This window comes from Bradyrhizobium sp. PMVTL-01, assembly GCF_051861855.1.
Taxonomy (GTDB): Bacteria; Pseudomonadota; Alphaproteobacteria; order Rhizobiales; family Xanthobacteraceae; genus Bradyrhizobium.
On record NZ_CP193982.1, the window covers coordinates 5,359,568 to 5,383,080 of the forward strand.

General features: G+C 65.0%; 18 protein-coding genes and 1 pseudogene. 10 read left to right on the plus strand and 9 right to left on the minus strand.

The genetic code is table 11. The features are described 5' to 3' along the window. Positions 1-14 precede the first annotated feature (14 nt). Positions 15-1,298, minus strand: a pseudogene (locus ACRQ5Q_RS26215) (aldehyde dehydrogenase family protein); the annotation flags it as partial. Between the two features lie 22 nt (positions 1,299-1,320). Between ACRQ5Q_RS26215 and ACRQ5Q_RS26220 the strand changes: the two are divergent. The 4 genes from ACRQ5Q_RS26220 (at position 1,321) to ACRQ5Q_RS26235 (ending at position 6,091) form a co-directional block, all read left to right on the plus strand. Continuing rightward, positions 1,321-2,244: a LysR family transcriptional regulator gene (locus ACRQ5Q_RS26220; protein ID WP_439399873.1), complete on the plus strand. Its 924-nt coding sequence runs from the start codon at positions 1,321-1,323 to the stop codon at positions 2,242-2,244. A 291-nt stretch (positions 2,245-2,535) separates the two neighbouring features. Next, positions 2,536-3,075 (plus strand): TRAP transporter small permease subunit, encoded by a 540-nt coding sequence (locus tag ACRQ5Q_RS26225; protein ID WP_283080164.1) that lies wholly within the window; start codon positions 2,536-2,538, stop codon positions 3,073-3,075. Next, positions 3,072-4,673 (plus strand): TRAP transporter large permease, encoded by a 1,602-nt coding sequence (locus tag ACRQ5Q_RS26230; RefSeq protein ID WP_439374823.1) that lies wholly within the window; start codon positions 3,072-3,074, stop codon positions 4,671-4,673. Before ACRQ5Q_RS26225 ends, ACRQ5Q_RS26230 begins: the two co-directional genes overlap by 4 nt. A gap of 128 nt (positions 4,674-4,801) precedes the next feature. Next, complete coding sequence (locus ACRQ5Q_RS26235; RefSeq protein WP_439392754.1) at positions 4,802-6,091, plus strand: M20/M25/M40 family metallo-hydrolase; 1,290 nt, start codon at positions 4,802-4,804, stop codon at positions 6,089-6,091. 121 nt (positions 6,092-6,212) lie between these two features. Here the strand turns inward: ACRQ5Q_RS26235 and ACRQ5Q_RS26240 are convergent, their stop codons facing one another. From ACRQ5Q_RS26240 to ACRQ5Q_RS26260, 5 genes are all read right to left on the minus strand, one after another. Continuing rightward, on the minus strand, positions 6,213-7,598 hold the full coding sequence (locus ACRQ5Q_RS26240) for an ATP-binding protein (protein ID WP_439392756.1): 1,386 nt from the start codon (positions 7,596-7,598) through the stop codon (positions 6,213-6,215). A 1-nt stretch (position 7,599) separates the two neighbouring features. Beyond that, the gene (locus tag ACRQ5Q_RS26245; RefSeq protein ID WP_439374782.1) at positions 7,600-8,274 is read right to left on the minus strand and encodes a response regulator transcription factor; all 675 of its coding nucleotides are present in this window, start codon (positions 8,272-8,274) and stop codon (positions 7,600-7,602) included. Between the two features lie 186 nt (positions 8,275-8,460). After that, positions 8,461-11,823 carry a CHAT domain-containing protein gene (locus tag ACRQ5Q_RS26250; protein ID WP_439392758.1) on the minus strand — a complete coding sequence of 1,121 codons (3,363 nt, stop codon included), beginning with the start codon at positions 11,821-11,823 and terminating at the stop codon, positions 8,461-8,463. 75 nt (positions 11,824-11,898) lie between these two features. After that, positions 11,899-13,497, minus strand: a complete 1,599-nt coding sequence (locus ACRQ5Q_RS26255) for a hypothetical protein (protein ID WP_439392760.1) — start codon at positions 13,495-13,497, stop codon at positions 11,899-11,901. 10 nt (positions 13,498-13,507) lie between these two features. Beyond that, positions 13,508-14,491 carry a CHAT domain-containing protein gene (locus tag ACRQ5Q_RS26260; RefSeq protein ID WP_439374779.1) on the minus strand — a complete coding sequence of 328 codons (984 nt, stop codon included), beginning with the start codon at positions 14,489-14,491 and terminating at the stop codon, positions 13,508-13,510. Between the two features lie 171 nt (positions 14,492-14,662). Here ACRQ5Q_RS26260 and ACRQ5Q_RS26265 point away from each other — a divergent pair, with 171 nt between their 5' ends. Continuing rightward, complete coding sequence (locus tag ACRQ5Q_RS26265; RefSeq protein ID WP_439374778.1) at positions 14,663-14,890, plus strand: hypothetical protein; 228 nt, start codon at positions 14,663-14,665, stop codon at positions 14,888-14,890. Between the two features lie 570 nt (positions 14,891-15,460). On the opposite strand, the gene ACRQ5Q_RS26270 is transcribed toward ACRQ5Q_RS26265, so the two are convergent. From ACRQ5Q_RS26270 to ACRQ5Q_RS26280, 3 genes are all read right to left on the minus strand, one after another. Continuing rightward, on the minus strand, positions 15,461-16,549 hold the full coding sequence (locus tag ACRQ5Q_RS26270) for a TRAP transporter substrate-binding protein (RefSeq protein ID WP_439374777.1): 1,089 nt from the start codon (positions 16,547-16,549) through the stop codon (positions 15,461-15,463). A gap of 202 nt (positions 16,550-16,751) precedes the next feature. Continuing rightward, positions 16,752-17,891 carry an Mrp/NBP35 family ATP-binding protein gene (locus ACRQ5Q_RS26275; protein ID WP_439374776.1) on the minus strand — a complete coding sequence of 380 codons (1,140 nt, stop codon included), beginning with the start codon at positions 17,889-17,891 and terminating at the stop codon, positions 16,752-16,754. An 85-nt stretch (positions 17,892-17,976) separates the two neighbouring features. After that, complete coding sequence (locus ACRQ5Q_RS26280; protein WP_439374775.1) at positions 17,977-18,426, minus strand: VOC family protein; 450 nt, start codon at positions 18,424-18,426, stop codon at positions 17,977-17,979. 195 nt (positions 18,427-18,621) lie between these two features. On the opposite strand from ACRQ5Q_RS26280, the gene ACRQ5Q_RS26285 reads away from it, so the two are divergent. The 5 genes from ACRQ5Q_RS26285 (at position 18,622) to ACRQ5Q_RS26305 (ending at position 23,361) form a co-directional block, all read left to right on the plus strand. Further along, positions 18,622-19,494 carry an NAD(P)-dependent oxidoreductase gene (locus ACRQ5Q_RS26285; protein WP_439374774.1) on the plus strand — a complete coding sequence of 291 codons (873 nt, stop codon included), beginning with the start codon at positions 18,622-18,624 and terminating at the stop codon, positions 19,492-19,494. Positions 19,495-19,516: 22 nt separating this feature from the next. Beyond that, entirely contained in the window at positions 19,517-20,794 is a 1,278-nt protein-coding gene (gene nhaD / locus ACRQ5Q_RS26290) for a sodium:proton antiporter NhaD (RefSeq protein WP_439392762.1), read from the plus strand. Positions 20,795-20,934: 140 nt separating this feature from the next. After that, complete coding sequence (locus ACRQ5Q_RS26295; RefSeq protein WP_439374772.1) at positions 20,935-22,530, plus strand: sensor histidine kinase; 1,596 nt, start codon at positions 20,935-20,937, stop codon at positions 22,528-22,530. 44 nt (positions 22,531-22,574) lie between these two features. Beyond that, positions 22,575-22,778: a DUF1289 domain-containing protein gene (locus ACRQ5Q_RS26300; protein ID WP_439374771.1), complete on the plus strand. Its 204-nt coding sequence runs from the start codon at positions 22,575-22,577 to the stop codon at positions 22,776-22,778. 28 nt (positions 22,779-22,806) lie between these two features. Next, positions 22,807-23,361: a TIGR02281 family clan AA aspartic protease gene (locus ACRQ5Q_RS26305; protein ID WP_439374770.1), complete on the plus strand. Its 555-nt coding sequence runs from the start codon at positions 22,807-22,809 to the stop codon at positions 23,359-23,361. The last annotated feature ends 152 nt before the right edge of the window (positions 23,362-23,513 follow it).

Below are 23,513 nucleotides of genomic sequence, written 5' to 3' on the forward strand. Positions count from 1 at the left end.
CATAACCGACGACATCACTCCCGAATCCCCGGCGCGTAGCCGAATCCGACCGCCGGTTCGGCCGCGGTCTCGACCCAGACACTCTTGACCTGGGTATATTCGAACAGTGTCTCGACACCGCTCGAACGGCCGTAGCCGCTCATGCCCGACCCGCCGAAGGGCGAGGCGACGTTGATCGTCTTGTAGGAGTTGATCCAGAAGGTCCCGGCCCTGACTTGCGCGGCGACCCGGTGTGCGCGTGCGACGTCGCCCGTCCAGACCGCGCCCGCCAGACCGAAATCGCTGTCATTGGCGATTGCGATCGCTTCCTCCTCGGAATCGAACGGGATCGCGGCGACGACAGGCCCGAAAATCTCGTCGCGGGCCACCGCCATGCTGTTGCTGACGTCGCGCAGCACGGTCGGCGCGACGAAGAAGCCGCCCTTCGCGGGGCTGCCGTCGCTGCCGGTCGCAAGCTTCGCGCCCTCCTCGAGGCCCTGCTTCACCATGCCGAGCACGCGGGCGTACTGGCGGGCGTTGTTGATCGGCCCGACCTCCGTCTCCGCCGCGCCAGGCGCGCCGAGCTTCAGCTTCGCAGCCCCATCGGCGACCATCTTGACGAAGCGATCATAGATGGAGCGCTCGACCAGCAGCCGCGAGCCCGCGACGCAGCTCTGTCCGGCGCCAGCGAAGATCGCCGACTGGGCGCCGATCGCGGCGCGCGCGAGGTCGCCGTCGGCAAATACGATGTTCGCAGACTTCCCGCCGAGTTCGAGCACACAGGGCAGCAGCCGCTTGGCCGCCGCTTCCGCGATCAGCCGGCCGGTCGGTACTGAACCCACGAACACGACTTTGTTCACGGCAGGCTGGCCAAGCGCGGCCTGCCCCGTCGTGTGGCCGTAGCCTGCGAGCACGTTGACGAGTCCGACCGGCAATCCCGCTTGTTCTGCGAGAAGCGCGACTGCCATCGAGGTGAGCGGCGTCAGCTCCGACGGTTTCAGCAGCACGCCGTTGCCCATGGCGATGGCGGGTGCGACCTGCCAGCCGCAGGTGAAGATCGGCGCATTCCAGGGCGTGATCTGGAGCACCACGCCGACGGCTTCGCGCCGCGTGTAGTTGAGATGGCTCGACGGCACCGGGATCACGTCGCCGTGGAATTTGTCGGCCCAGCCGGAATAGTACTCGAACATCTCGGAGACCTTGGCGACCTCGACACGCGTGTCGCGGATCGGTTTGCCCGCCGAGAGCGACTCGAGTCGTGCCAGCTCCTCGGCCTTGCCCTCAATGGCCCGCGCGATCGCCTGCATGACGCGCCCGCGCGCTCATGAGCAACACTTGGGCATGAGCAATGCACTCGACGAGAACCGGCTTCGCTATCTGTTCGAGGCCGCGCGCTACGGCGCCGTGCGCGCCGCAGCCGACGCGCTCGGGGTGAACCCGTCGGTGGTCAGCCGCCAGATCGCCCTGCTGGAACGGGAGCTCGATGCCGCCCTGCTCGATCGCCATAGCCGGGGCGTGCGGCCGACCGAGGCCGGCGAGCTTCTGATCGCGCATTATCGACGCCACACCGTGGACCGCGACGACACCCTCGCCCGCTTGCGGGAACTTCAGGGGCTGCACCGCGGTCACATCGACCTCGTGCTCGGCGAGGGCTTTGTCGCCGATCTCATGGGTGGCGCGCTCGGCGAGTTCTGGCGCAAGCATCCACGGTTGACTATTTCGCTGGAACTGGCGGGCACGAGCGATGTCATTCGCGCCATCGCCGACGACCGCTGCCACATCGGGCTCGTCTATCATCCGCCCCAGGATCCGCGAATCCGCTCCTGCGCGGGCATCCGGCAGCCGATCTGCCTGATCGCCCGCCCCGACCATCCGCTTGCGAAGCTGCGCCGCCCGGTCAAGCTCCGGGAGATTGCCAGGCACACGCTCGGGATCATGCATGCGGGTTACGGCACGCGTCAGTTGCTCGCGATGGCCGAAACGTCCGAGAAGATCGGCCTCTCGCCGAAGCTGACCACGACCTCGATCAGCATCTTGAGAGATTTCGTCCGGTCCGACCTTGGCGTGACCCTGCTACCGGCGTTTTCGGTGGCAGCGGACCTCGAGGACGGATCGCTGGTCGCCCTCCCGGTCGACAATGCGCTGCTCGCCTCGGCAGAAGCCCACATCATCACCCGGTTGGGCCGCGAGTTGCCGAACGCGGCCAGCCAGTTGCTCAGATTCCTGATCGGCCGGATGAAGGCCTTCCAGGCCGGTCGCCGCTAATCCGAGCTTTCGCGCCCTTAAGCTTTTGAGCCGGCGTCAACTTGTCCATTTTCCGATTGACGGCAGGTGAAGCCGCTGGTTTGGTGCGACCGCCTTTGCTTGCCCGGCAACAATAAGCCGGCCCGCCCCGTTGGCGGTCGCGGTCAAGACGGCAAGGCACGAGGGGAGGACTGACGCCGCAACGCTTTTCGGAAAACGAACCGTGCGGTCGCGTGCTTTTTCGCATGCGGACCGAGCGAAGCGTGCTGATGCTGCTCCCGTGAAGTTAGACCGCGACGGAGAAAAAATAAGATGCGTCCATTGCTGGCGGTGAGCAACGCCATCGACCTTCTCAACGAGAAGATCGGCTACGTCTGTAACCTCCTGGTGCTTTTGTCCTGCCTGGTCAGTGCGGCCAACGCCATGATCCGCTACGCCTTCAGCTACTCCTCCAACGGCTGGCTGGAGCTGCAATGGTACATGTTCGCGATCCTGGTGATGTTCGGCGCGTCCTACACCTTCAAGCGCAATGAGCACGTCCGGGTCGAGATCTTCTATCTGCTGCTGTCCGAGCGCGGCCAGCTCCTGCTCGACCTGATCGGCACGCTGTTCTTCCTGATCCCCGCCTGTCTCCTGCTCGCCTATCTGTCCTGGCCGTTCTTCATGCAGGCCTATGACGTCGGCGAGATGTCCGGCAATGCCGGCGGCCTGATCCGCTGGCCGATCAAGTTCGTGATTCCCGCCGGCTTCGTCCTGCTGGCGCTCCAGGGTGTTTCCGAAGTCATCAAGCGTATCGCGGCTCTGCAGGGCTATGTGACGATCGACGCCAAGTACGAGAGGCCGACCCAATGATTACGCTGGAAATGATGCCGCCGCTGATGTTCGGCGGCCTGGTTCTGGCGATGCTGATCGGCTTCCCGGTGGCGTTCACGCTTGCCGCGGTCGGCCTGTCCTTCGGCTTCCTCGCCATCCATCTCGGCTTCTTCGACCTCAACTTCCTGCAGGCGATTCCCGGCCGCGTGTTCGGCAGCGTGCTCTCCAACGAGCTGCTGCTCGCGATCCCGTTCTTCACCTTCATGGGCTCGATATTGGAGCGATGCGGGCTCGCCGAAGACATGCTCGATTCCATGGGCCAGCTGTTCGGCCCGGTCCGCGGCGGCCTCGGCTATTCCGTGATCATCGTCGGCTTCATCCTCGGCGCCATCACCGGCACGGTTGCGGCGCAGGTGATCGCCATGGCGCTGATCTCGATGCCGGTGATGATCCGCTACGGCTACAACATGCGCTACATCACCGGCGTCCTGGCGGCCTCCGGCACCATCACGCAGCTGGTGCCGCCCTCGCTGGTGCTGATCGTGCTCGCCGACCAGCTCGGCAAGTCGGTCGGCGACATGTATCTCGGCGCCTGGGGCCCCTCGGTGTTCCAGATCATGCTGTTCGCCGGCTACACCTTCATCCTCGGCCTGATCAAGCCGGACCACGTTCCGCCGGTGCCAAAGGAGGCCCGCACGCTGACCGGCTGGGCGCTGTGGAAGAAGTGCCTGATGGGCATCATCCCCTCGGCCGTGCTGATCTTCGTCGTGCTCGGCACCATGATGATGGGCCTTGCGACGCCGACGGAAGCCGGCGCAATGGGCGCGGTCGGCGCCATCGTGCTAGCCGCGATCCATCACAAGGACTTCACCTCGAACGATCGCAAGGTGCTGGTCACCGGCGTGGTCGCCGCCGGCATCGGCACCATCGTCGCGATGCTGTTCAGCGAGAATTTGATCTTCAAGCTCGCCTTCGCAGTGACTTATTTCGCGGTGGCATGGATCTGCTTCCAGGCCGCGCGCATCCCGGACCTGCGCGACCTCATCAAGCAGGGCTACGAATCCACCATGCGCCTCACCTGCATGGTCACCTTCATCCTGATCGGCTCGACCTGCTTCTCGGTGGTGTTCCTCGGCGTCTCCGGCGGCGTCTGGCTCGAGCATCTCCTGACCTCCCTGCCCGGCGGCGTCTGGGGCTTCCTGATCTTCATCAACCTCTTCATCTTCTTCCTGGCGTTCTTCCTCGACTTCTTCGAGATCGCCTTCATCATCCTGCCGATGATCGCGCCGATCGCGCAGAAGATCCTCGCTCCCGTCGTTGGACCGGACGCGGCGCTGATCTGGTTCGGCGTGATGCTGTGCGTGAACATGCAGACCTCGTTCCTGCATCCGCCGTTCGGCTTCGCGCTGTTCTACCTGCGCGGCGTGGCGCCGAAGGAAGTGAAGAGCTCCGACATCTATTGGGGCGCGATGCCCTGGATCGGCCTGCAGATGATCATGGTGCTGCTGGTGATCATCTTCCCGTCCGTGGTGACGGGCCTGCTCGACAAGCCGCTCAACGTCGATCTCGACAAGGTCAAGATCGAGGTCCCGCAGATCGAGCTGCCGCCGCTGGATCTGGGACCGCCGCAGAAGTAAGTGGCGAACGCGAGCTGCCCTCTCCCCCTTGTGGCCCGCAGGGGGAGAGGGTGCAGCACCGCCGCCGCGTGACAATCGCGACAAACACAGGCATACCGGCTCCTTCTTCAACCGATGGACCGCCGCGCATGCTCCGATCGCACCCTGTTCTCTCGCTCGTCGCACCAATGATCGCCTCGCTGTGGCTGGCATGTGCCCCGACCGCCGCGCACGCCGAGCCCGTGGCCGACGTCCACGCGCTGGCAGAGAAGGAGCAACAGCCGCTACTCGACACGCTGCGTGATCTCGTCAGCATCGAATCCGGCAGCAGGGACATCGACGGCCTGAACCAGATCGCCGCGCGGGTGGCCGACCAGCTCAGGCAACTCGGCGGCGCCGTGGAGATCCTGCAGCCCACCGACATCTATCGCCTCGACGACACGCCCGAGAAGATCGGTCCTGCCGTGCACGCCGTGTTCAAGGGCACCGGCAGCAGCAAGATCATGCTGATCGCCCACATGGACACGGTGTACCTGAAGGGCATGCTGAAAGACCAGCCGTTCCGCATCGACGGTGACAAGGCCTATGGCCTCGGCATTGCGGACGACAAGCAGGGCGTCGCGCTCATTCTCCACACCGTGGCGATGCTGCAGAAGCTGAACTTCAGGAAATACGGCACTCTCACGGTGCTCACAAATGGCGACGAGGAGATCTCCTCGCCCGGCTGGCGCAGCGCCATCACGAAATTCGCCTCGGATCAGGACGTGGTGTTCTCGTTCGAAGGCGGCGGCACCGACGGCACGCTGCGGCTCGCCACCAGCGGCATCGGCTCGGCCTATCTTTCGGTGATCGGCAAGTCGTCGCACGCCGGCTCAAGGCCTGAGGGCGGCATCAACGCGCTCTACGAGCTCTCGCACCAGGTGCTTCAGATGAAGGACCTCTCCAAGCCCGAGCAAGGCCTGAAGCTGAACTGGACCGTCTCCAAGGCCGGCACCAACCGCAACGTGATCCCGGCCGAAGCCACGGCCCAGGCCGATGCGCGCGCGCTCAAGGTCTCGGATTTCGACGAGCTGGAAAAGGCGCTGCAGGAGAAGATCAAGAACCGCCTGCTGCCCGATTCCAAGGTCGAGCTGAAATTCGAGGTACGCCGTCCGCCGCTCGAGGCCAACGACGCCTCGCGCCGCGTGGCGGCCTACGGCAAGACGATCTACGGGGAGCTCGGAATGGCTCTCCAGATCGACGAGAAAGCGACCGGCGGCGGCACCGACGCCGCCTTTGCCGCGCTCAAGACCAGGGGCGCGGTGATCGAAGGCATGGGTCTCTCGGGCTTCGGCGCGCATTCCAACGATGCCGAATATGTCAAGCTCGACACCATCGTGCCGCGTCTTTACCTGACCACGCGCATGATCATGGATCTGTCCACCGGCAAGGTGAAGTAGGGCCGGCCTTCTTCCTTCTCCCCCTGTGGGAGAAGGTGGCGCGAAGCGCCGGATGAGGGGTTGTCTCGGCGCACTCAATGACAGTGGGACTCTCGGTGACAACACCTCACCCGTCTCGCCGCTATCGCGGCGAGCCACCCTCTCCCACAGAAGGTACAGCGCCCTGCTCCGCCAACCTGAACCGCAGCGTGAACTCCGCGCCGCCGCCGGGAAGGTTTTCCACCGCCACCGTCGCGGCATGATCGTCCACGACGCCGCGGACGATCGATAGTCCGAGGCCTGCGCCGTCGCTGCGCTGGCGGTCGGCGCGCCAGAAGCGCTGGAAGATCAAATCGCGTTCGACTTCCGCAATGCCCGGGCCGCAATCGCGCACGCGTACGGAGCCGTCCTCGCCGACCTCGACATCGACCGCGGTGTCCTTCGCCGTGAACTTGATGGCGTTTTCGGCGAGGTTGAAGACCGCGCGCTGGAGCATCTCGGCATTGCCGTGGATCAGCACCGGCGCATCTGTGCCCTTCAGCGCGATGTCCTTGTGCTGGGCGAGTGCGAACGGCGCGATCGAACCCACCACCTCGGTGCACACGGCGCGCAAATCGGCGGTCTCGCCGGGATCGAGCACCAGCGTGTCGAGCTCGGCGATCTCCAGGAGCTGGGCGACGATGCGGCTCATGCTCTCGATGTCGGCATGCAGCGCCTCTCTCGCCGCCCCGTCATGCAGCGTCTCGATCCGCGTGCGCAGGATCGCCAGCGGCGTGCGCAATTGGTGCGCGGCATCCGCGGTGAACTGGCGCTGCACGCGAAAGCCGTCCTCGAGGCGGTCGAGCGCCTGGTTCACGGCGGTGACGAGCGGCATGATCTCGCGCGGGATCTGCTCCGTCGGCAGGCGGATGTCGGTGCGCGCCGGACCGATATTGCTGGCTTTCTTCGAGGCCTTCCACAGCGGCGCGATCGCGCGGCGGAAGATGATGATGTCGGTGGCAAGCAGGACCAGCAGGATCGGGATGGTGATCCAGCCCACGCGCCGGAAGAAGTTCGAGATGATGTCGTCGATGATGACGTCGCGATGCGAAAGGTCCTCGGCGACGCGGATGCGCACCGTCTTGCCCTCGATGACGCGCGTCACGCCGGCGCCGGAAATCGTTTCCGACAGCGGCGGCGCCGGTGTCGCGGCGCCCGCCTTGCGGCGGGAGGAGAACAGCACACGGCCGTCCTCGTCGCGGATGTCGTAGAGATAGCGGCCATAGGCTTCCGAATAGAGACCTCGCAGGCTGTCCGGCAGAATGAACGTGAAGGTGCCGTCCGCCTGCGGGACGATGCGCTCGGCGAGCACCTCGGCCTGGGCCCGCATCGCGTCGCGGTGCAGCTGGTCGACCTCCGAGTTGAGCAACCAGAACAGCACCAGCGGCAGGAAGATCGCGACCACCGCGACCGCGACGATGTGCAGGAACACGATGCGCGAGATCAGCGATTTAAACGTCGGCCTGGCGGATGACCGGACGGATAGCACGCTATTTCTCCTCGGCCATCAAATAGCCGACGCCGCGGATGGTGTGGATCACGACCTTGGCGCCGTGCTCGGCGAGCTGCTTGCGCAGCCGCGAGACGTAGACCTCGACCGCGTTGGAGGCGACCTCGCCTTCGAGGCCGAAGATGTGGTCCTCCACGTTCTTCTTCGGCACCACCCGCCCCTGCCGGCGCAGCAGGATCTCGAGCACCGAGGTCTCGCGCGCGGAGATGATGCGCGGCTGGTCGTCGACGAAGATCTGGCGGCTCTCGGTGTCGTAGACGAGGTTGGCCAGATGCAGCGAGCGGCCGAGCAGCTGCCCCGGCCGGCGCAGGATCGCCTCCAGCCGCGCCACCAGCTCCTCCATCGCGAACGGCTTTGCGAGATAGTCGTCGGCGCCGCTGCGCAGGCCGTTGACGCGGTCCTGCAGCCCGCCGCGCGCCGTCAGCACCAGCACCGGCAGCGGTTCCATCTGCCGGCGCAGCTCGCGCAGCACCGACAGGCCGTCGCCGTCGGGAAGGCCGAGGTCGAGGATCATCGCAGCATAGCTGACGCTGCTGACCGCCTCGCGCGCCTCGGCCGCGCTGCCCACGATGTCGCTCTCATAGCCGGCCGCCGACAATCCGGCGGCGACGAGCCGCGACAGCTCGGCATTGTCCTCGACGATCAGAAGGCGCATCGCATTTCCCGCCGGATGAACCGGTGTCCCAGCACGGCTCGCGCCGCATCCCGTGCTCTATTCCCCATTCGTCCGGTTTCGGCCAGCGAAAAAGCGCCCGACAGGCCGGCCTGCCGCCCCTGTCAGGTTCATGTAAGCCGCTCCGGCGCGAGCTCCACGCGCAGAGGGCGACGGATCGATCCCGGCTTATATCAAGGGCGCATCCGAGGCACGCGCGAACGGATTGCCGTACACGGAATAGGCCAGCCAGGTCAGTTCCTTCCGGTTCTTGGCGGCCTCGCGTGCGGCGCGGACGGCATCGACCAGCGTCTGCCCCTGTTTGAGCGAGCGATAGAACGCCTCGGCAAAGCTGTAGGCCAGCTTGTCGTCGACCGACCAGAGCGCGCCAACCAGCGCGCCCGCGCCGCGCTCGGAGTACGGCCGCAGGAATGCGTCGACGAAACCGGCGACACCCCCGCCGATGCCGCGCCCGCCGCGCCCGGTCTGGCAGGCGTTGATGAAGACCATCGGATTCGGTCCGCTCTGCGCGAAGCGGGCATACGCCTTGACCTGATCCGCCGAGAGCGAGTCCTGGGCGAAATTGCCGTCGACCTTGGTGCCTGTCATCAACAGGTCGGCCGTCATCACCGCCCGCTGGGCCGCCTCGCCATGGCAGGCAAAGTGCAGGACGTCGCAGTCCCCCGCATCCTTCTGCAGGAAGCCCGTCACGGCGATGCTCTCGGCCGTCACCTCGCGGGGGCTGCCGAACAGCTTGGCCAGCATCTGGCGTTCGGCATCGGCGCCTTCGAGCCGCAGGGCGGGATCGACATAGGCCGGGATCACGTAATTGACGCGATCATTGCGCATGGCGAGTTGCGGACCCGGCCACGGCGTGCTGTGCAGCCAGCGCACCAGCCCCCATTCGGCAAGGAAGCCCTTGCCGTCCGGCCCGGATTTGCGATCGTTGATGTAGAGCAGCTCCCAGGGAATGAACGGCTCCTCCGAGATGACCTGGATCGCGCGGATCGCGTCGCGATGGATCCACAACGCCTCGCGGACCTTGTCCGGCAATAGCTCGTTGGCCATGACGATTCCGTTGGCCTGCAGGCGCGACAGGAACTGGTCGTACAGGCGGTTCGTTGCGAGCCACGCGCTCTCGATGCCCTTGAAGATCTCCGCAACATAGACGTCGCGGGAAAAGCCGCCCGGAAGCGTGCGCGATTCCGAAACCGCGATGTTCGGATCGACGCAGGCGAGATCGAAACGCAGCGTCACCTTGCCGCTGTCCACGATCTCGTAGATCCGCAGCACCGCCGGCTCGTCCGGATGCGCCGCCATCGACAATCCGACCTGGCTCCGGCGCAAGGTCTTGCTGTCGGCATCGACGAACACGGGGGCCAGGGTGAATGAGGCCAGGATGCGCGGTCCCTGCCGCGCTTCGACCAGGATGTCGGCTGCGCCTTCCGCCGTGCCCTCCACGACGAAGCGCAGCGACTCCGCCCGCTGATCCCGCGGCAGGTCGATCTCGGCGCTGTTCTCTCCGATGACCCGGCAATTCTTGCGCGCGATGACCTCGACGACGATCGCGCGTGCCGTATCGACATTGACCGGCGCATCCGATGCGGCCGAGGCCGGGCTCTCCGCGGCCTGGATCTTCTCTCGGGAGACCGTGACGAACAGCGGGACCGGCTTCTTCGGCGGCGGATGGGACTCGATCTCCGCCGCGAAATAGCAGGCCGCGGTCCGTGCGCCCTGCGACGTCGATGCCACGATCGGCGTGTCACCCATGGCAGGCGCCTCTCGTGGCCTGGGTGGCTTCGCCGAGGGAGCGGAGCGCGATCGCGTCCGTCGCAATGTGAGCGTGTCCGTCATGGAGCCGGATCCGGGGCTCTGCCATTCGCCCGCGGCCGAACTCGATTCAAGGGGGCTTTGGACGATAGACCCCACGCCCCGCCTCGATCGCCGCGGCGGCGGCTGCTGCAGATCGATTTGTGCCGGGACGCTCTCGGGACGAGCTGCACCAAGACCCAGCCACTCGCTCAATTTCGCCGGCACGACATCGGTCGCAAAATATGTGGTGTGGAAGACATCGTCCGTGTCGCCGAAAGCAAACGTCGCGTCTTTCGCAAGGCGCGCGCCACGGGTCCCGAATGACGTCATCGACGCCGTATCCACCACCAGGTCGTTGTCGAGCTGGAACAGGCGATTTGTCACGCGATCGGCGATGAACTCGGCAAACTCCTTCGTCACGCCCTTCCTGGGTGCGATCTGCGCGACGAAATTCGACGTGATCGCATGATAGGCCGCAAGCCTGTCGAGCGGACCGTCCGCTCCGTTCAACTCCTTGACGAGATCGCTCGTCGGCCGCATCGCGGCAAGTCCGGGCACCCGGCCCTCGTCGATGGCGACCTCGGAAAACGCCTGGACGAAACGGCCGACGGTCTTGATCCCCTGCGACACGATGGGGCTCAGCGCAGCGCCGCCTGCGAGGAACGAAACCGCGCGGACGCCGGCCATGATCCCGTTGGTGTAGAGGTCGATCATCGCCGCCCAGTTCTCGGGCTCGGCCAGATGCGTTCCGGCATTGGTGCAGCCGACAAAGATCGCCTTGCCGAGGCGGACGTCCGGCCGCTCACCCGCAAGCAGGTTTTCGGCCAAGCGATAGACCAGCCCGCCGCGACTGTGGATGACGGCGTCGATCGAGGAATTCTTGGGGATGCCGAGCGCCTGCAGCGCGGCAACGAGAGCGGCCGCATTCTCCTCCGGTGCGACCGTCAGGGTCTTGTGATCGAAACCGAGGACGACGTCGTAATGCGCGGTGGCCTTCGACAGGAACGTCTTCCCGCTGTCAGAGCCGGCAAGCTGTGCGAATCCGCTCGCCGTCGACGAGAACGTGCCATGCACCATGAGCAGGACCTTCAGCGGGCGGTCCTGCGGCAGCCGATGCCGCGCCGACCGCGCCGGCGTCCATGCGGCCGGATCGAGGCCGGCCATCACCACGATGCCCTCATCCCGGTCGCCCTCGATATGGTCGGTCGCCACATCGATCGCGGTTCTGGCGGCAAACTTCAGCACATAGGCACGCACTGGATCAATCAGCTTGTCGGAGATCCAGTCGAGAACGGGACCGCGCTTGCCGCTTGCGGGAGCGACGCCGCGCGCCGATCCCCTCGGGGCGGCCGTGAGCGGAAATACCAGAACTGGTGCACCTCCACGCCGCCTTGGCACTTGCCCCGCCGCTTGCGGATAGGTCCAGGCATAAACTCCGCCGGCGCCCTCGATCAGCACCATAGCCCTTTCAGACGGGCCGACTTCGACCTCGATCTGCGTCGGCGTCGATGCGTCCCGTCGCAGCGCCCGCGTTCCCGGGCGGGTGGGTACCATTTCGACTTCGGCCGCAATGGTGAAGTCGGCTCCCGACAACGCCACCTTGAGCTGATCGGCGCCATCGACCTGGCTGGCGGTGCCCCGGCGAATTCCGCGGCGGACCGGACCGTTCTGAACGATCCTGATTTCGACATCGTCGGGACTGCGAACCACGATCCCGGTCGCCACTTCGAGTTCAGCCATGACTTCGCCCCTGTCTAGACGGTCTGCTTCGTCGCGTCCTCGCGTGCCGCGCGGACCTTGCGGCCCGGCGTGAGATCAGGATCTGAGCTGCGTGCTCGGCTGAGAGACCGGCGCCGCCCATTCGAGCCGGTTGCCATCAAGCGCCGACGACTTGCGGATCAGCTTGTTGGCCTCGATGTAGGCTTCCGCGGTCGACGGCACGAGATAGCCCATGACGAAGCCGAGTACACCGAAAAGGGCGACGATGGCGGCGTAGACCAGCCAGGAGATGTACGGCATGTTCAGACCGAAATGTCTGCTTACCAATGTGAAGCCAACGAGAACGCAGAGCATGACGGACGCCATCACCACCGCATGGGCGGCGCCGTCCTTCAGCCTCGCCTCGTGATAATCCAGTCCACCGGCCCTCAGCCGCACGTCGAGAAGGATGCTCAGGACCAGCGTATTGACCAGGAAGACCAGGGACACCAGCGAGCTCGCCGCAAGCGGATGACCGCTTGCCAGCCAGCCGGGCGCGATCGGGATCACGCTGTAGGTGATCCAGAGGACGACGTTGCCGAGCAAATAGGATAGCGCGCCGAAGACGATGTAGGAGCGCCAGGGCAGGGCATACAGCGAGGGACGCGCGAAATTCGTCGAGGCCTTGGGATAGACCGCAAAGAAGATCGAGATCATCACCGCCACCGCATGTGCGGCGGAGGAGAGGCCTCCGGTCAACGAGCCGACCTCGTAATTCTTCGACAGGTTCATGAAGAACAGCGGCGCGACGGAGACCACGAAGTCGAGCACGAAGATGATCACCAGCGGCGCAAAGGGCAGCGGCTGCGGGAGAACGGTCTGGTACCCGAAGCTGGAGATCAGCTCCGTCCGGGAATCGCGCCTGTCGACCACGGACAACGTCGCCTCGGCCAACCGGCGCTGGTACGCGACACGCAGATCCTCGCATTCCTCGGAGATGAAGTCGGAAATCTCGTACAACAGCTCCTCCGCGTCCAGGGCCGATACCGTGATGTCGTCCGTCAGCAGGAGGGCACGGGCCGACCGTCGCAGCATGCGCCGATATTGCCTTTCCATCTCTTCGAAGGCGGCTTTCCGGGCGCGGAAGAATCTCCTGAACCGCTTGTTGTTGCGCAGCTCGACGAAACTGGTGTGAAGGGAAGCAACCTGCTTGATCATGGTCGCGGCGCCGGGGGCGAGCACCTGGTCGTCGTCATTGAGCGCCTTCTCGATCAGCCCGGCGGGAACGCCGTAGCCTTCGAGCTCGCGCTGCAACTCCGGCCTCGCCCGCTCCGTCACCTTGATGGGTGACCGCGCGATGGCGACGATGACGGTCTCCACGGCCTGCGGGTAGCGTGCCAATGTCTGCATCATGCGCCGCAGGAAATCGATCACCCAGCCGAGCACCGGCAAATGGGGCGCCAGCACCATGAAGGCGAACGTCGCAGGTATCGCAACGAGCAGTCCGACGCCGCGCGACATCAGGATCGCGACGAAGAAATAGAACATCACCGCGATCGTGACGTAGGCGAAAACCGCGAAATAATAACGATCGCGCATCACGGCAAAGCGGATGTCCGCGGTATCGAAAGGAGCGTGGAAGTCGATCGCGCTGACGACGCAGATCGCAATCGCACCGAGGCCGAGAGCTACGATCGAGGGGTCGAGGCCATGCATGGATGAAAACTCACTCCGATCCGGCCCGGTCCACGAAAATTTCTCCGTCGAGGCCGCGCATGTACAGGACCGGCGAAATCCATTCCGCGAATTGCCGCGCCTTCAATTCGGCCCGGGTATGCGCCAGCGCGGCCTGAATCGAGACGTTTTCCGCCAGATAGGTGTAGAACGTATCGGCGAAGGCGAGCCCCATATTGTCGCTGATCTCGAACTGCATGGCGATCACGGCGGGCACGCCGCCCTGAATGAGCTCGGCGGCGGTGCTCGAGAACAGGGAGCCCGGCTCGCCCTGCGCGCCGCTGCAGGAGTTCAGGACGACGAGACTCGGCGTTTGACCGGGCTGGGTCAGGAATTCTTTCAGCGAGTCGGCATAAAGCCTTTTCCCCTTCGGCCCGCCCTCCTCCTGAACCACGATAAAGCCCATCTGCCGCTCGGGATCATGGCCGCCATGACCGATGAAGTGAAACAAGTCCCACCGCTTGCCTTCGTCTCCCCTCAGGAACCGGCGGTTGAGATCCCGCGCCTTCGCCGAGGGTATCCACGACAGTTTCAGCCTCTTGCCATCATTCAGCTCGCTCAACGCCTTCTTGATCGCAACTTGCTCGGCATCGACCTCGATCTCGTCCAGCGGCAGTCCGTTCAGGACCTTGACCCGCGCGGCCATGCCGAGCATCCGTATCGGCCTTGCCGCGCTCACCCGGCGCTCTTCGCCATAGTCGTCGACGGCCCGCATGAATGGCGTGCTTTGCGATGTCGTCACGTAGAAGCGGTTCTTCTTGTCGTACATCGTCTCCCACGGCACGTAGGCGAGCGTGGGGTCGGTGACCCGCAGGCGGATCAGGAAGGGCTGATCGTCCTTTCGCGCCGCCTGGGAACATTCCCGATAGAGCTCGAGGATCTTGCGCTGAAAGATGAACTCGAAGAGTTGCGATCCGATCTCCTGCACGATCCGCTCGTCCGACCCCGAGGTCAGACCTCCGGCGGCCTCACGCAAGGCGGGTCTCGCTTCATCACCGCCGCCCGTCGCGGACGCATTCGCGTTGCGCGCGGCAGCGGACTGGAGAATTGCTTCCTGCAACGGCCTCAAATTCTGGCGGAAGCTCGGCTTGAGCTTTTCGACTTCAATCTCGCGGCTCGATGAATTGTAGTCGGCTACGATGCGGCAATGACTTTCGCCACAATCTTCAATGGTCAGATTGAAAACCACTTTCGCCACGACGCAACCCTCAGCCGCGACGCTCACCGCATGGAGGGCGCCCGATTGAATCGAATGATCGTCAAAACGACTTGGAACTTGAGTTCAGGCCTGCCGCTCGTGGTTTGCGCGCCCCAGCCGCTGCTGGCACACCGCATCGCGGCCATTGGCGCGGAGCGGTGGCTTGCCGGCTCCTGAGCTTTTCTAGAACCAATCCTCCGGGATGAATGTGAGCCGCTTCACACCTCCCGGTTTATTGATCCCGACCGACAGGTTTGGGCGTGCTCCCGTGCGCAAGCCCGCCGGCCCTTCGCCTTGAGGCGTGTCAGCGGCAGGCTATGCCGCGGGAAGCTCGACGGCCTGCGATATTGTTCGTCGCTGACCTTCTCCATCCAGTCAACTCCATCCACTCGTCATTGCGAGCGCAGCGAAGCAATCCAGAATCTTTCCGCGGAGGGACTCTGGATTGCTTCGCTACGCTCGCAATGACGATTGGAAGCAGACGCGCGCCAAATGGCGAGGTCGGTCGCGCCAGGCAAAAATGTCTCCGCATTGGCCTCGGCCGCGCCATGATTGCCGGTCGCGGTGATTTCTCCTGACATGTCAGACGATTAGCCACGTAGCCAGGACAACGTGCCCTGGCCCCGCCTCTACTGTGCATGGGGTTGTTTTCGATTTTTTGTTTGGCCCTTCCGACCCGCCCGGAAAAGAAAAAGCCCGGCCTCTCCTGGAGGCCGGGCTTTCCCCACTTGCGACCGGTTCGAACGATCAGCCGCGGGTGCGCGAGCGGATCATGAAGCTGTCGTAGGTGTATTCGGCGACCTGCCACCACAGATATTCGTCGGAGCGGTAGGCCTGCATGGCGTCGATCGACTTCTTGAAGTCGGCGTTCTTGGCCGAGATCTCCGCCCACAGCTCATTGGTCGCCTTGAGACAGGCTTCCAGCACCTCGTTACTGAACGGACGAAGCTGGGTGCCGCCGGCAACCAGACGCTTCAGCGCCGCCGGATTCTGCAGGTCGTAGCGCGCAGCCATCCAGCTGTTGGCATTGGCCGCCGCGTTGGTGAGGATCGCCTGGTAGTTCTTCGGAAGCGAATTCCACTTTTCCAGATTGGTGAAGGCATGGACCATCGGACCGCCTTCCCAGAAACCCGGGTAGTAGTAGTACTTGGCAACCTTGGCGAAGCCGAGCTTCTCGTCATCATAAGGGCCGACCCACTCGGCGGCGTCGATGGTGCCCTTTTCAAGGGCCGGATAGATGTCACCGCCGGCGAGCTGCTGCGGGACCACGCCGACCTTCTGCAGCACCTGGCCAGCGATGCCGCCGATGCGCATCTTGAGGCCCGAGAGGTCGGCAACCGTCTTGATCTCCTTGCGGAACCAGCCGCCCATCTGGGTGCCGGTGTTGCCGCAGGGGAAGCCGATCACGTTCGACTTCTTGAAGAACTCGTTGCCGAGCTCCATGCCGCCGCCCTGGTACCACCAGGAGTTCTGCTGGCGGGCGTTGAGGCCGAACGGCACCGAGGCGTAGATCGCCCAGGTCGGGTCCTTGCCGACGTAGTAGTACGAGACGGTGTGGCACATCTCGACCGTGCCGTTCGAGGTCGCGTCGAGCGCCTGGAGGCCGGGGACGACTTCGCCGGCGGCGAACACCTGGATCTGGAATTTGTTGTCGGTCATCTCCGCGACATACTTCGCCAGCTGCTCGCCGCCGCCATAGATGGTATCCAGCGACTTCGGGAAGCTCGAAGTCAGGCGCCACTTCATCTCGGGCGAGGACTGCGCGATCGCCGGCGAAGCCACAGCGGTCGCCGCCGCGCCTGCTGCCGACACTTTGAGAAAATCACGACGCTTCATCTTCAGGTCTCTCCTTGCTGGGGCGTTTCCCCTTAACTTCTCTTGTGCCGCCGCTCATTCCGGCGACGCGTTGGGCCCGCGTCGATCCGAAGGGGCCTTGACTGCCGTGGGCCTTTAACACGGAAGGGGCGCTTTCGGAACGCGACAATGGCATGACGGTGCTCTACGAAAGTCGCATGCCCCGATGAACCGCCTGACGGCCTCAGGCCGCGGCGATGACGCCCTTGAGCTGGTCGCGGACCTGTCCCGCAATGGCGCGGTAGATCGCCGCATGGGGGCCGTCCGGCTCGCTGTCGACAACGGGATTGCCGGCGTCCGAGCTGGCGCGAATCGCCATGTGCAGGGGGATCTCGCCGAGGAACGGTACTCCCAGCTTCTCGGCCTCGTGCCGCGCCCCGCCATGGCCGAAGATGTCGGATTTCGCGCCGCAATGCGGGCACTGGAAATAGCTCATGTTCTCGACGATGCCGAGCACGGGCACGTTGACCTTCCTGAACATCGCAAGCCCCCGCCGGGCGTCGATCAGGGACAGGTCCTGCGGCGTCGAGACGATCACGGCACCCTTCAGCGGCACGTTCTGCGCCAGCGTGAGCTGGGCATCGCCGGTGCCGGGCGGCATGTCGACGACGAGCACGTCCAGTTGGCCCCAGGCAACGTCGCGCAGCATCTGCGTCACCGCCGACATCACCATCGGGCCCCGCCAGATCATCGCGGTCTCCTCTTCCACCAGGAAACCGATGGACATGATGGCAAGGCCGAAGCGCCGCAGCGGAATCATCTTGCGCTCGCCATCCAGCTCCGGCTTGTCGCGCAGACCGGTCAGCCGCGGGACCGAGGGGCCGTAAATGTCGGCATCGAGCAGCCCGACCTTGAGGCCGAGGTCGCGCAGGCCCAGCGCCAGGTTGAGCGCGGTGGTCGACTTGCCGACGCCGCCCTTGCCGGAGGCAACCGCGATGACGGCGGCGACGCCCGGTATCTCCGACTGCCGCGCCATCGGCGATTGAGCACCACCCTGCGGCGGCGGCTTGTGGGCATGGACCGGCTGCACGCCCGGCGTGCCGCGGCTGGGCTGCGGAGGCGGCGGCGCCGAGCCCGCCTTGCGTTCGGCGGTCAGCGCCACCATCGCGGTGGTGACGCCGGGAAGGCTGCGCACCGCGGCCTCGGCCTCGGCCCGGATGGGCTCCCAGGCCCGCGCCTCGGCGGCATCGACATTGATCGAAAAGAACACCTTGCCGTCGGAGGCGCTGATCGGGCTCAGCACATTGGCATTGGTGAGCGCAACCCCGCGCGGCGACTTGATCCGGGCGAGGCTGTCGAGAACCTGTTGCTGCGTCACGCTCAAAGCGCATCTCCCAAACGGGGCATGATCAGGTCAGATCACGCCCAAGGCTTCAGGATGCCCCATTAGAGCGGAAACGCCCAAAAGGCTACTGCCTGCCGATATCGTCAGCCATCTCGGCGGGCGCGGCGCCCTGCTCCAGGGCCGCCTCGTAGTTCAGCTCGATCATGACCCCGTTGGGGTCGTGGACGAAGATCTGCCAGAGGTCGCCGCCGGGCACCTGGCGGGAGTCGAACTTCATCCCTTTGGACGTCAGCCGCTGCTTCATGCCGTCAAACCCGCGGCTGACGAAGGCGACATGGTGGACAACGCCGGAATCCGGTTTTTGTGGCTCCGAGGTCGGCGAAATATCGACGAGGTGCACCACCGCCTTGCCCTCGCTGTACATCCAGGCCCCCGGGAAGGCGAAATTCGGCCGGGCGCCTTTTTCCAGACCCAGCACGTCCTCGTAGAAGCGGACCGTGTCGGCCAAATTCCGGGTCCTTATGTTGAAATGATCGAGCACACCCACGCTCACGCCGCCCAAGCCCGATGCCATGTTTCGCTCCCTTGTTTTGAAGTCCTTCAGGCCCGCCATCCTAGCACAGGAGGGCGCCAAACGAAGGCGTTGCCCTCCGCCCCTAACGGTTTATGGTGCGGCCGATCCGCTCCAGGGCGGAACCCCGAAGATGCCGCCTGGGCGCCCCTCGCCCGGCTACAACCGTAAAACCCAACTACGGACAAGGTACCACACATGGCTAAAGTCGCTTTCCTCGGTCTCGGCGTGATGGGCTTCCCCATGGCCGGACACCTCGTGAAAAAAGGGGGCCATGAGGTCACCGTCTACAACCGCACCGCGGCCAAGGCGAAGCAATGGGCGGACAAGTTCGGCGGCAAGACCGCGGCCACCCCGAAGGCCGCCGCCGAGGGTCAGGATTTCGTGATGTGCTGCGTCGGCAACGACAATGACCTGCGCTCGGTCACGATCGGCGCGGATGGCGCGTTCGCCGGCATGAAGAAGGGCGCAACCTTCGTCGACCACACCACCGCCTCCGCCGAGGTGGCACGCGAGCTCGATGCAGCCGCCACCAGGGCCGGATTCAAGTTCATCGACGCCCCCGTCTCCGGCGGCCAGGCCGGAGCGGAAAACGGCGTGCTGACGGTGATGTGCGGCGGCGCTGAGGACGTCTATGCCGGCGCCGAGCCGATCATCACTGGGGCCTATGCGCGGATGTGCAAACTGCTCGGGCCCGCCGGTTCGGGCCAGCTGACGAAGATGGTCAACCAGATCTGCATCGCAGGCCTCGTGCAGGGTCTCTCCGAGGGCATCCATTTCGCCAAGAAGAGCGGCCTCGACGTCGCGGCCGTGATCGAGACCATCTCGAAGGGCGCCGCGCAGTCGTGGCAGATGGAAAACCGCTACAAGACCATGAACGAGAACAAGTACGATTTCGGCTTTGCGGTCGAATGGATGCGCAAGGACCTCTCGATCGCGCTGGCCGAAGCCCGCCGCAACGGCGCCAATCTGCCCGTCACCGCACTGGTGGACCAGTTCTACGCCGAGGTCGAGAAGATGGGCGGCAAGCGCTGGGATACGTCGAGCCTGCTCGCCCGCCTCGATCGCTGATAGCTGACGATCTGAAACGACCTTGCTGATCGCGATCGCCGCCATCTTCGTCCTGGCCTATGCGGCGGTCGCGCTCGAGCACCCGCTTCGCGTCAACAAGAGCGCCACCGCGCTGCTCGGCGCGGGGCTGCTGTGGACCATCTACGCGGTCGCAACCGGCGACCACGCGCTGGTCGGCCGCCAGCTCGACGAGTCCGTCGGCTCGACCGCGCAGATCGTCTTCTTCCTGATCGGCGCCATGACCATCGTCGAGGTGATCGACGCTCATGACGGCTTCGAGGTCATCACCTCGCTGATCCGCACCACGAGCCAGGTCACGCTGATCTGGCTGATCGGCTTCGTGACGTTCTTCCTCAGCGCGATCCTCGATAATCTCACGACCGCCATCGTCATGATCTCGCTGAGCCAGAAGCTGATCGCCCGCCGCCACGACCGCCTGCTGTTCGCCTCCCTCATCGTCATCGCCGCCAACGCCGGCGGCGCGTGGACCGTGATCGGCGACGTCACCACGACCATGTTGTGGATCGGCGGGCAGATCACGCCGCTGAAGATCATGGGCGCTGTGTTCCTGCCCTCGCTGCTCAATCTGCTGGTACCGCTCGCCTTCATCAGCCTCTCGCTTCGCGGCAAGAGCATCGCACCGCCGCCGAAAGACGACGGCCTGCTGTCCGTTGACCGCTTCGAGCGCAATTTGATGTTCTACCTCGGGCTCAGCACGCTGATCGCGGTGCCCGTGTTCAAGGCGGTCACGCATCTGGCGCCCTTCATGGGCATCCTGTTCGGGCTCGGTGTGCTCTGGCTGGTCGGCGAGATCGTGCATCGCCACAAGGACGAGCACGTGCGCCAGCCGCTCACGCTGGCGCACGCGCTGACCCGGATCGACATGAGCTCGGTCGTGTTCTTCCTCGGCATCCTGCTCGCAGTCGCCTGCCTCGAGCATGCCGGCCTGCTGTCGCTGCTGGCGCGCTGGCTGGACAGCGCGCTCGGCCGTCAGGACGTCATCGTGATCGTGCTCGGCCTGCTCAGCGCCGTCGTCGACAACGTGCCGCTGGTCGCCGCGACCATGGGCATGTACGACCTCGCGCATTATCCGGCGGACAGCTTCATCTGGGAGTTCATCGCCTATTGCGCCGGCACCGGTGGCTCGATCCTGATCATCGGCTCGGCCGCGGGCGTCGCCGCCATGGGCCTCGAGCGGATCGAGTTCCTCTGGTACGCCCGCAGCATCGCCCCTCCCGCGCTGGCGGGCTATCTGGCGGGCGCCGCGGTCTACGTCGCCCAGCACGCTGCACTGCACTGAGACGCTGCGGGCCGAGCTCGAAATTAACGCGGGGTTAACGTAATTCTTTAGCTCCTTAAGTCACCTCTTAAGGATTTCTTGCCAGAGATAGACAATGCAGAAGGCCCGCGCCCGGCGCGGGCAGGAATCGTTGTTGTTCGATGAGTAACCCCGCTGAAAAGCCTGAGGTCGTGCAGCTTCCGGCCGAGCCGGTGAGCGCTCCATCGGCGAGCAGCCGAAGGGCTGCCGCGCAGCGGGTGCGCGAGGCGCGCGATAAGTTAACGTCGACCAGCGGAACCCGGCCGGCCTTCGACGCCGAGATGCTGCGCCAATATGCCCAGACGCGGTTATCGGCTTCCTATGTCGTCATGCTGCTGGTGGTTGCGACCGGCGTGCTGTTTGGCCTGTGGATGCAGCCGATCCCGGCTACGCTCTGGACCACCGGCATGCTCTGCATCCATGGCGCGATGGTCCGCAGTTGCCGGCGCTTCCTGGCCGAATCCGCTTCGCCCGCAGCGACGCGCGCCTGGCGGACCCGCTTCGTCGTGCTCGACCTGCTCTATGGCCTGTGCTGGATGGCGATCCTGATCCATCCCGTGCTCGACATGGTCACGGAAACGCTGATGATGTTCCTGATGCTGCTGGTGATCGCAGTATCGAGCATGCTGGCCGCGAACTTGCCGATCGCCGCCCTCGCCGCCACCGCGCCGGTCGCGGTCGCGATGGCACTGAGCTTCGCGATGACAGGCTCGCTGGACAATTACATCCTGGCCGCGCTGGCGATTGCCGCAGAAGGCTATTTCGTGCTGCTGGCGCATCGCCTGCATTCCTCGACTTTCGCGACGCTCGAGGCGCGCGCCGAGAAGGATGCGCTGATCGGCGAGCTCGAACAGGCGAAAGCAATCTCGGACGAAGCCCGCCACCGCGCCGAATCCGCCAACGTCGCCAAGTCGCGCTTCCTCGCGCAGATGAGCCACGAGCTGCGCACGCCCCTGAACGCCATCCTCGGCTTCTCCGAGGTGATGAAGAGCGAGATATTCGGCGCGCATGCGGTGCCGGTCTACAAGGAGTACTCGGCGGACATCCATAATTCCGGCGTGCACCTGCTCAACCTCATCAACGAGATCCTCGACCTGTCGCGGATCGAGGCCGGCCGCTACGAGCTCAACGAGGAAGCGGTGTCGCTGGTCGGCATCGTCGCCGACTGCCATCATCTGATGAAGCTGCGTGCCTCCAGCCGCGGCATCACCATCCACGAGGTGTTCGAGCAGGCCATGCCGCGGCTCTGGGCCGACGAGCGCGCGATCCGCCAGGTCGTGCTCAATCTGCTCTCCAACTCGATCAAGTTCACCCCGCAAGGCGGCGAGATCTGGCTCAAGGCCGGCTGGACCGCGTCGGGCGGACAATATCTCTCGGTGAAGGATACCGGCTCCGGCATCCCCGAGGACGAGATCCCGGTGGTGCTCGCCTCCTTCGGCCAGGGTTCCAACTCGATCAAGTCGGCCGAACAGGGCGCCGGCCTCGGCCTGCCGATCGCCAAGAACCTGATCGACCTGCATGGCGGCACATTCACGTTGAAATCGAAGCTGCGCATCGGCACCGAGGTGATCGTCACCTTCCCGCCGGAGCGGGTCATGAGCGCGCTGGCGCCGCTGTCGGACGATTCTCCGCCGCTCCAGCCGGAAGGGTCCACTGTCGCCGACGAGAAGCGCCGTCCGCGCCACAAGCCGATCATGAGCGCAGGCACGGGCTCTTAACCAGATGCTTGCAGACATGCCCGACAATCCTCCACTATGTCCGAATGAGCAAAGAAACGCCGTGCGTCGCCGTCTGCATGATCGATCCCAAGACCAAGCTGTGCTTCGGCTGCGGCCGCACCTTGCCGGAGATCGCGCGCTGGCACGCGATGGAAAGTGCGGAACGGCTCTCGGTCATGGCGCTGTTGCCGGCACGCATGGCGGACGCCGGTCTGCAGCCGATCGCGGGATCGCCGAAACGCGGCTGATCGACCTGCGCACCTATGGCGGTGCGCAATGATCCGTTTCCTCCTCGTCCTCATCATGCTCGCCGGCACAGCGGGGGCCGTCGTCGCCTATGGCGATCCTGATCAGATCACGCGCGCGAGCCACAAGGTGTCGCACATCTTCCGCGGACAGACCGCCGTCCCGCCCCCGGCCGTACAGATCCCACGTGGCCAGGGCGGCGAGTTCGCGCTGCGCGCGAAGATCAACGGCGTCGCCGCGCCGATGGTGATCGACACCGGCGCGACCTCCGTGGTGCTGACCTGGGAAACAGCGAAAGCCATCGGGCTGCCGCTCGAAATGCTCGAATACGACGTCGACCTGGAGACCGCAGGCGGCCACACCAAGGCGGCTCGGCTCACGCTCGATCGCCTCGCTGTCGGCCATCTCGTCGAGAAATCGGTGCCGGCCCTCGTCGTGCAGCGCGGCCAGATGAAGACCAATCTGCTCGGCATGAGCTTCCTCGACCGCCTGGAGAGCTGGGGCGTGCGCGCCGACAAGCTGATGCTCACCGGCTATCCCGAACTGCAGAGCAGCCACCGCCGCCCGCGCACCGCGGTCGACTGATCCTTCCATCCCAGCCACGATCTGGCCGGAAGCGGAGTATCTCTACACCGGGTTCAAACACGACGATCTGCCGGATTGGAACGCTGCGAAATTCCACAACCTTCCGCGCTGGCGTGAACTATCATTTCGACCTGTTCGCTGATTGCGGATCG

What these genes read in the sequence shown, in the direction of transcription:
- ACRQ5Q_RS26220 (WP_439399873.1), top strand. Translation starts at nt 1,321, where the DNA reads ATGAGCAATGCACTCGACGAGAACCGGCTTCGCTATCTGTTCGAGGCC.
- ACRQ5Q_RS26225 (WP_283080164.1), top strand. Translation starts at nt 2,536, where the DNA reads ATGCGTCCATTGCTGGCGGTGAGCAACGCCATCGACCTTCTCAACGAG.
- ACRQ5Q_RS26230 (WP_439374823.1), top strand. Translation starts at nt 3,072, where the DNA reads ATGATTACGCTGGAAATGATGCCGCCGCTGATGTTCGGCGGCCTGGTT.
- ACRQ5Q_RS26235 (WP_439392754.1), top strand. Translation starts at nt 4,802, where the DNA reads ATGCTCCGATCGCACCCTGTTCTCTCGCTCGTCGCACCAATGATCGCC.
- ACRQ5Q_RS26245 (WP_439374782.1), bottom strand. Translation starts at nt 8,274, where the DNA reads ATGCGCCTTCTGATCGTCGAGGACAATGCCGAGCTGTCGCGGCTCGTC.
- ACRQ5Q_RS26250 (WP_439392758.1), bottom strand. Translation starts at nt 11,823, where the DNA reads ATGGCTGAACTCGAAGTGGCGACCGGGATCGTGGTTCGCAGTCCCGAC.
- ACRQ5Q_RS26255 (WP_439392760.1), bottom strand. Translation starts at nt 13,497, where the DNA reads ATGCATGGCCTCGACCCCTCGATCGTAGCTCTCGGCCTCGGTGCGATT.
- ACRQ5Q_RS26265 (WP_439374778.1), top strand. Translation starts at nt 14,663, where the DNA reads ATGACTTTCGCCACAATCTTCAATGGTCAGATTGAAAACCACTTTCGC.
- ACRQ5Q_RS26270 (WP_439374777.1), bottom strand. Translation starts at nt 16,549, where the DNA reads ATGAAGCGTCGTGATTTTCTCAAAGTGTCGGCAGCAGGCGCGGCGGCG.
- ACRQ5Q_RS26280 (WP_439374775.1), bottom strand. Translation starts at nt 18,426, where the DNA reads ATGGCATCGGGCTTGGGCGGCGTGAGCGTGGGTGTGCTCGATCATTTC.
- ACRQ5Q_RS26285 (WP_439374774.1), top strand. Translation starts at nt 18,622, where the DNA reads ATGGCTAAAGTCGCTTTCCTCGGTCTCGGCGTGATGGGCTTCCCCATG.
- ACRQ5Q_RS26295 (WP_439374772.1), top strand. Translation starts at nt 20,935, where the DNA reads ATGAGTAACCCCGCTGAAAAGCCTGAGGTCGTGCAGCTTCCGGCCGAG.
- ACRQ5Q_RS26300 (WP_439374771.1), top strand. Translation starts at nt 22,575, where the DNA reads ATGAGCAAAGAAACGCCGTGCGTCGCCGTCTGCATGATCGATCCCAAG.
- ACRQ5Q_RS26305 (WP_439374770.1), top strand. Translation starts at nt 22,807, where the DNA reads ATGATCCGTTTCCTCCTCGTCCTCATCATGCTCGCCGGCACAGCGGGG.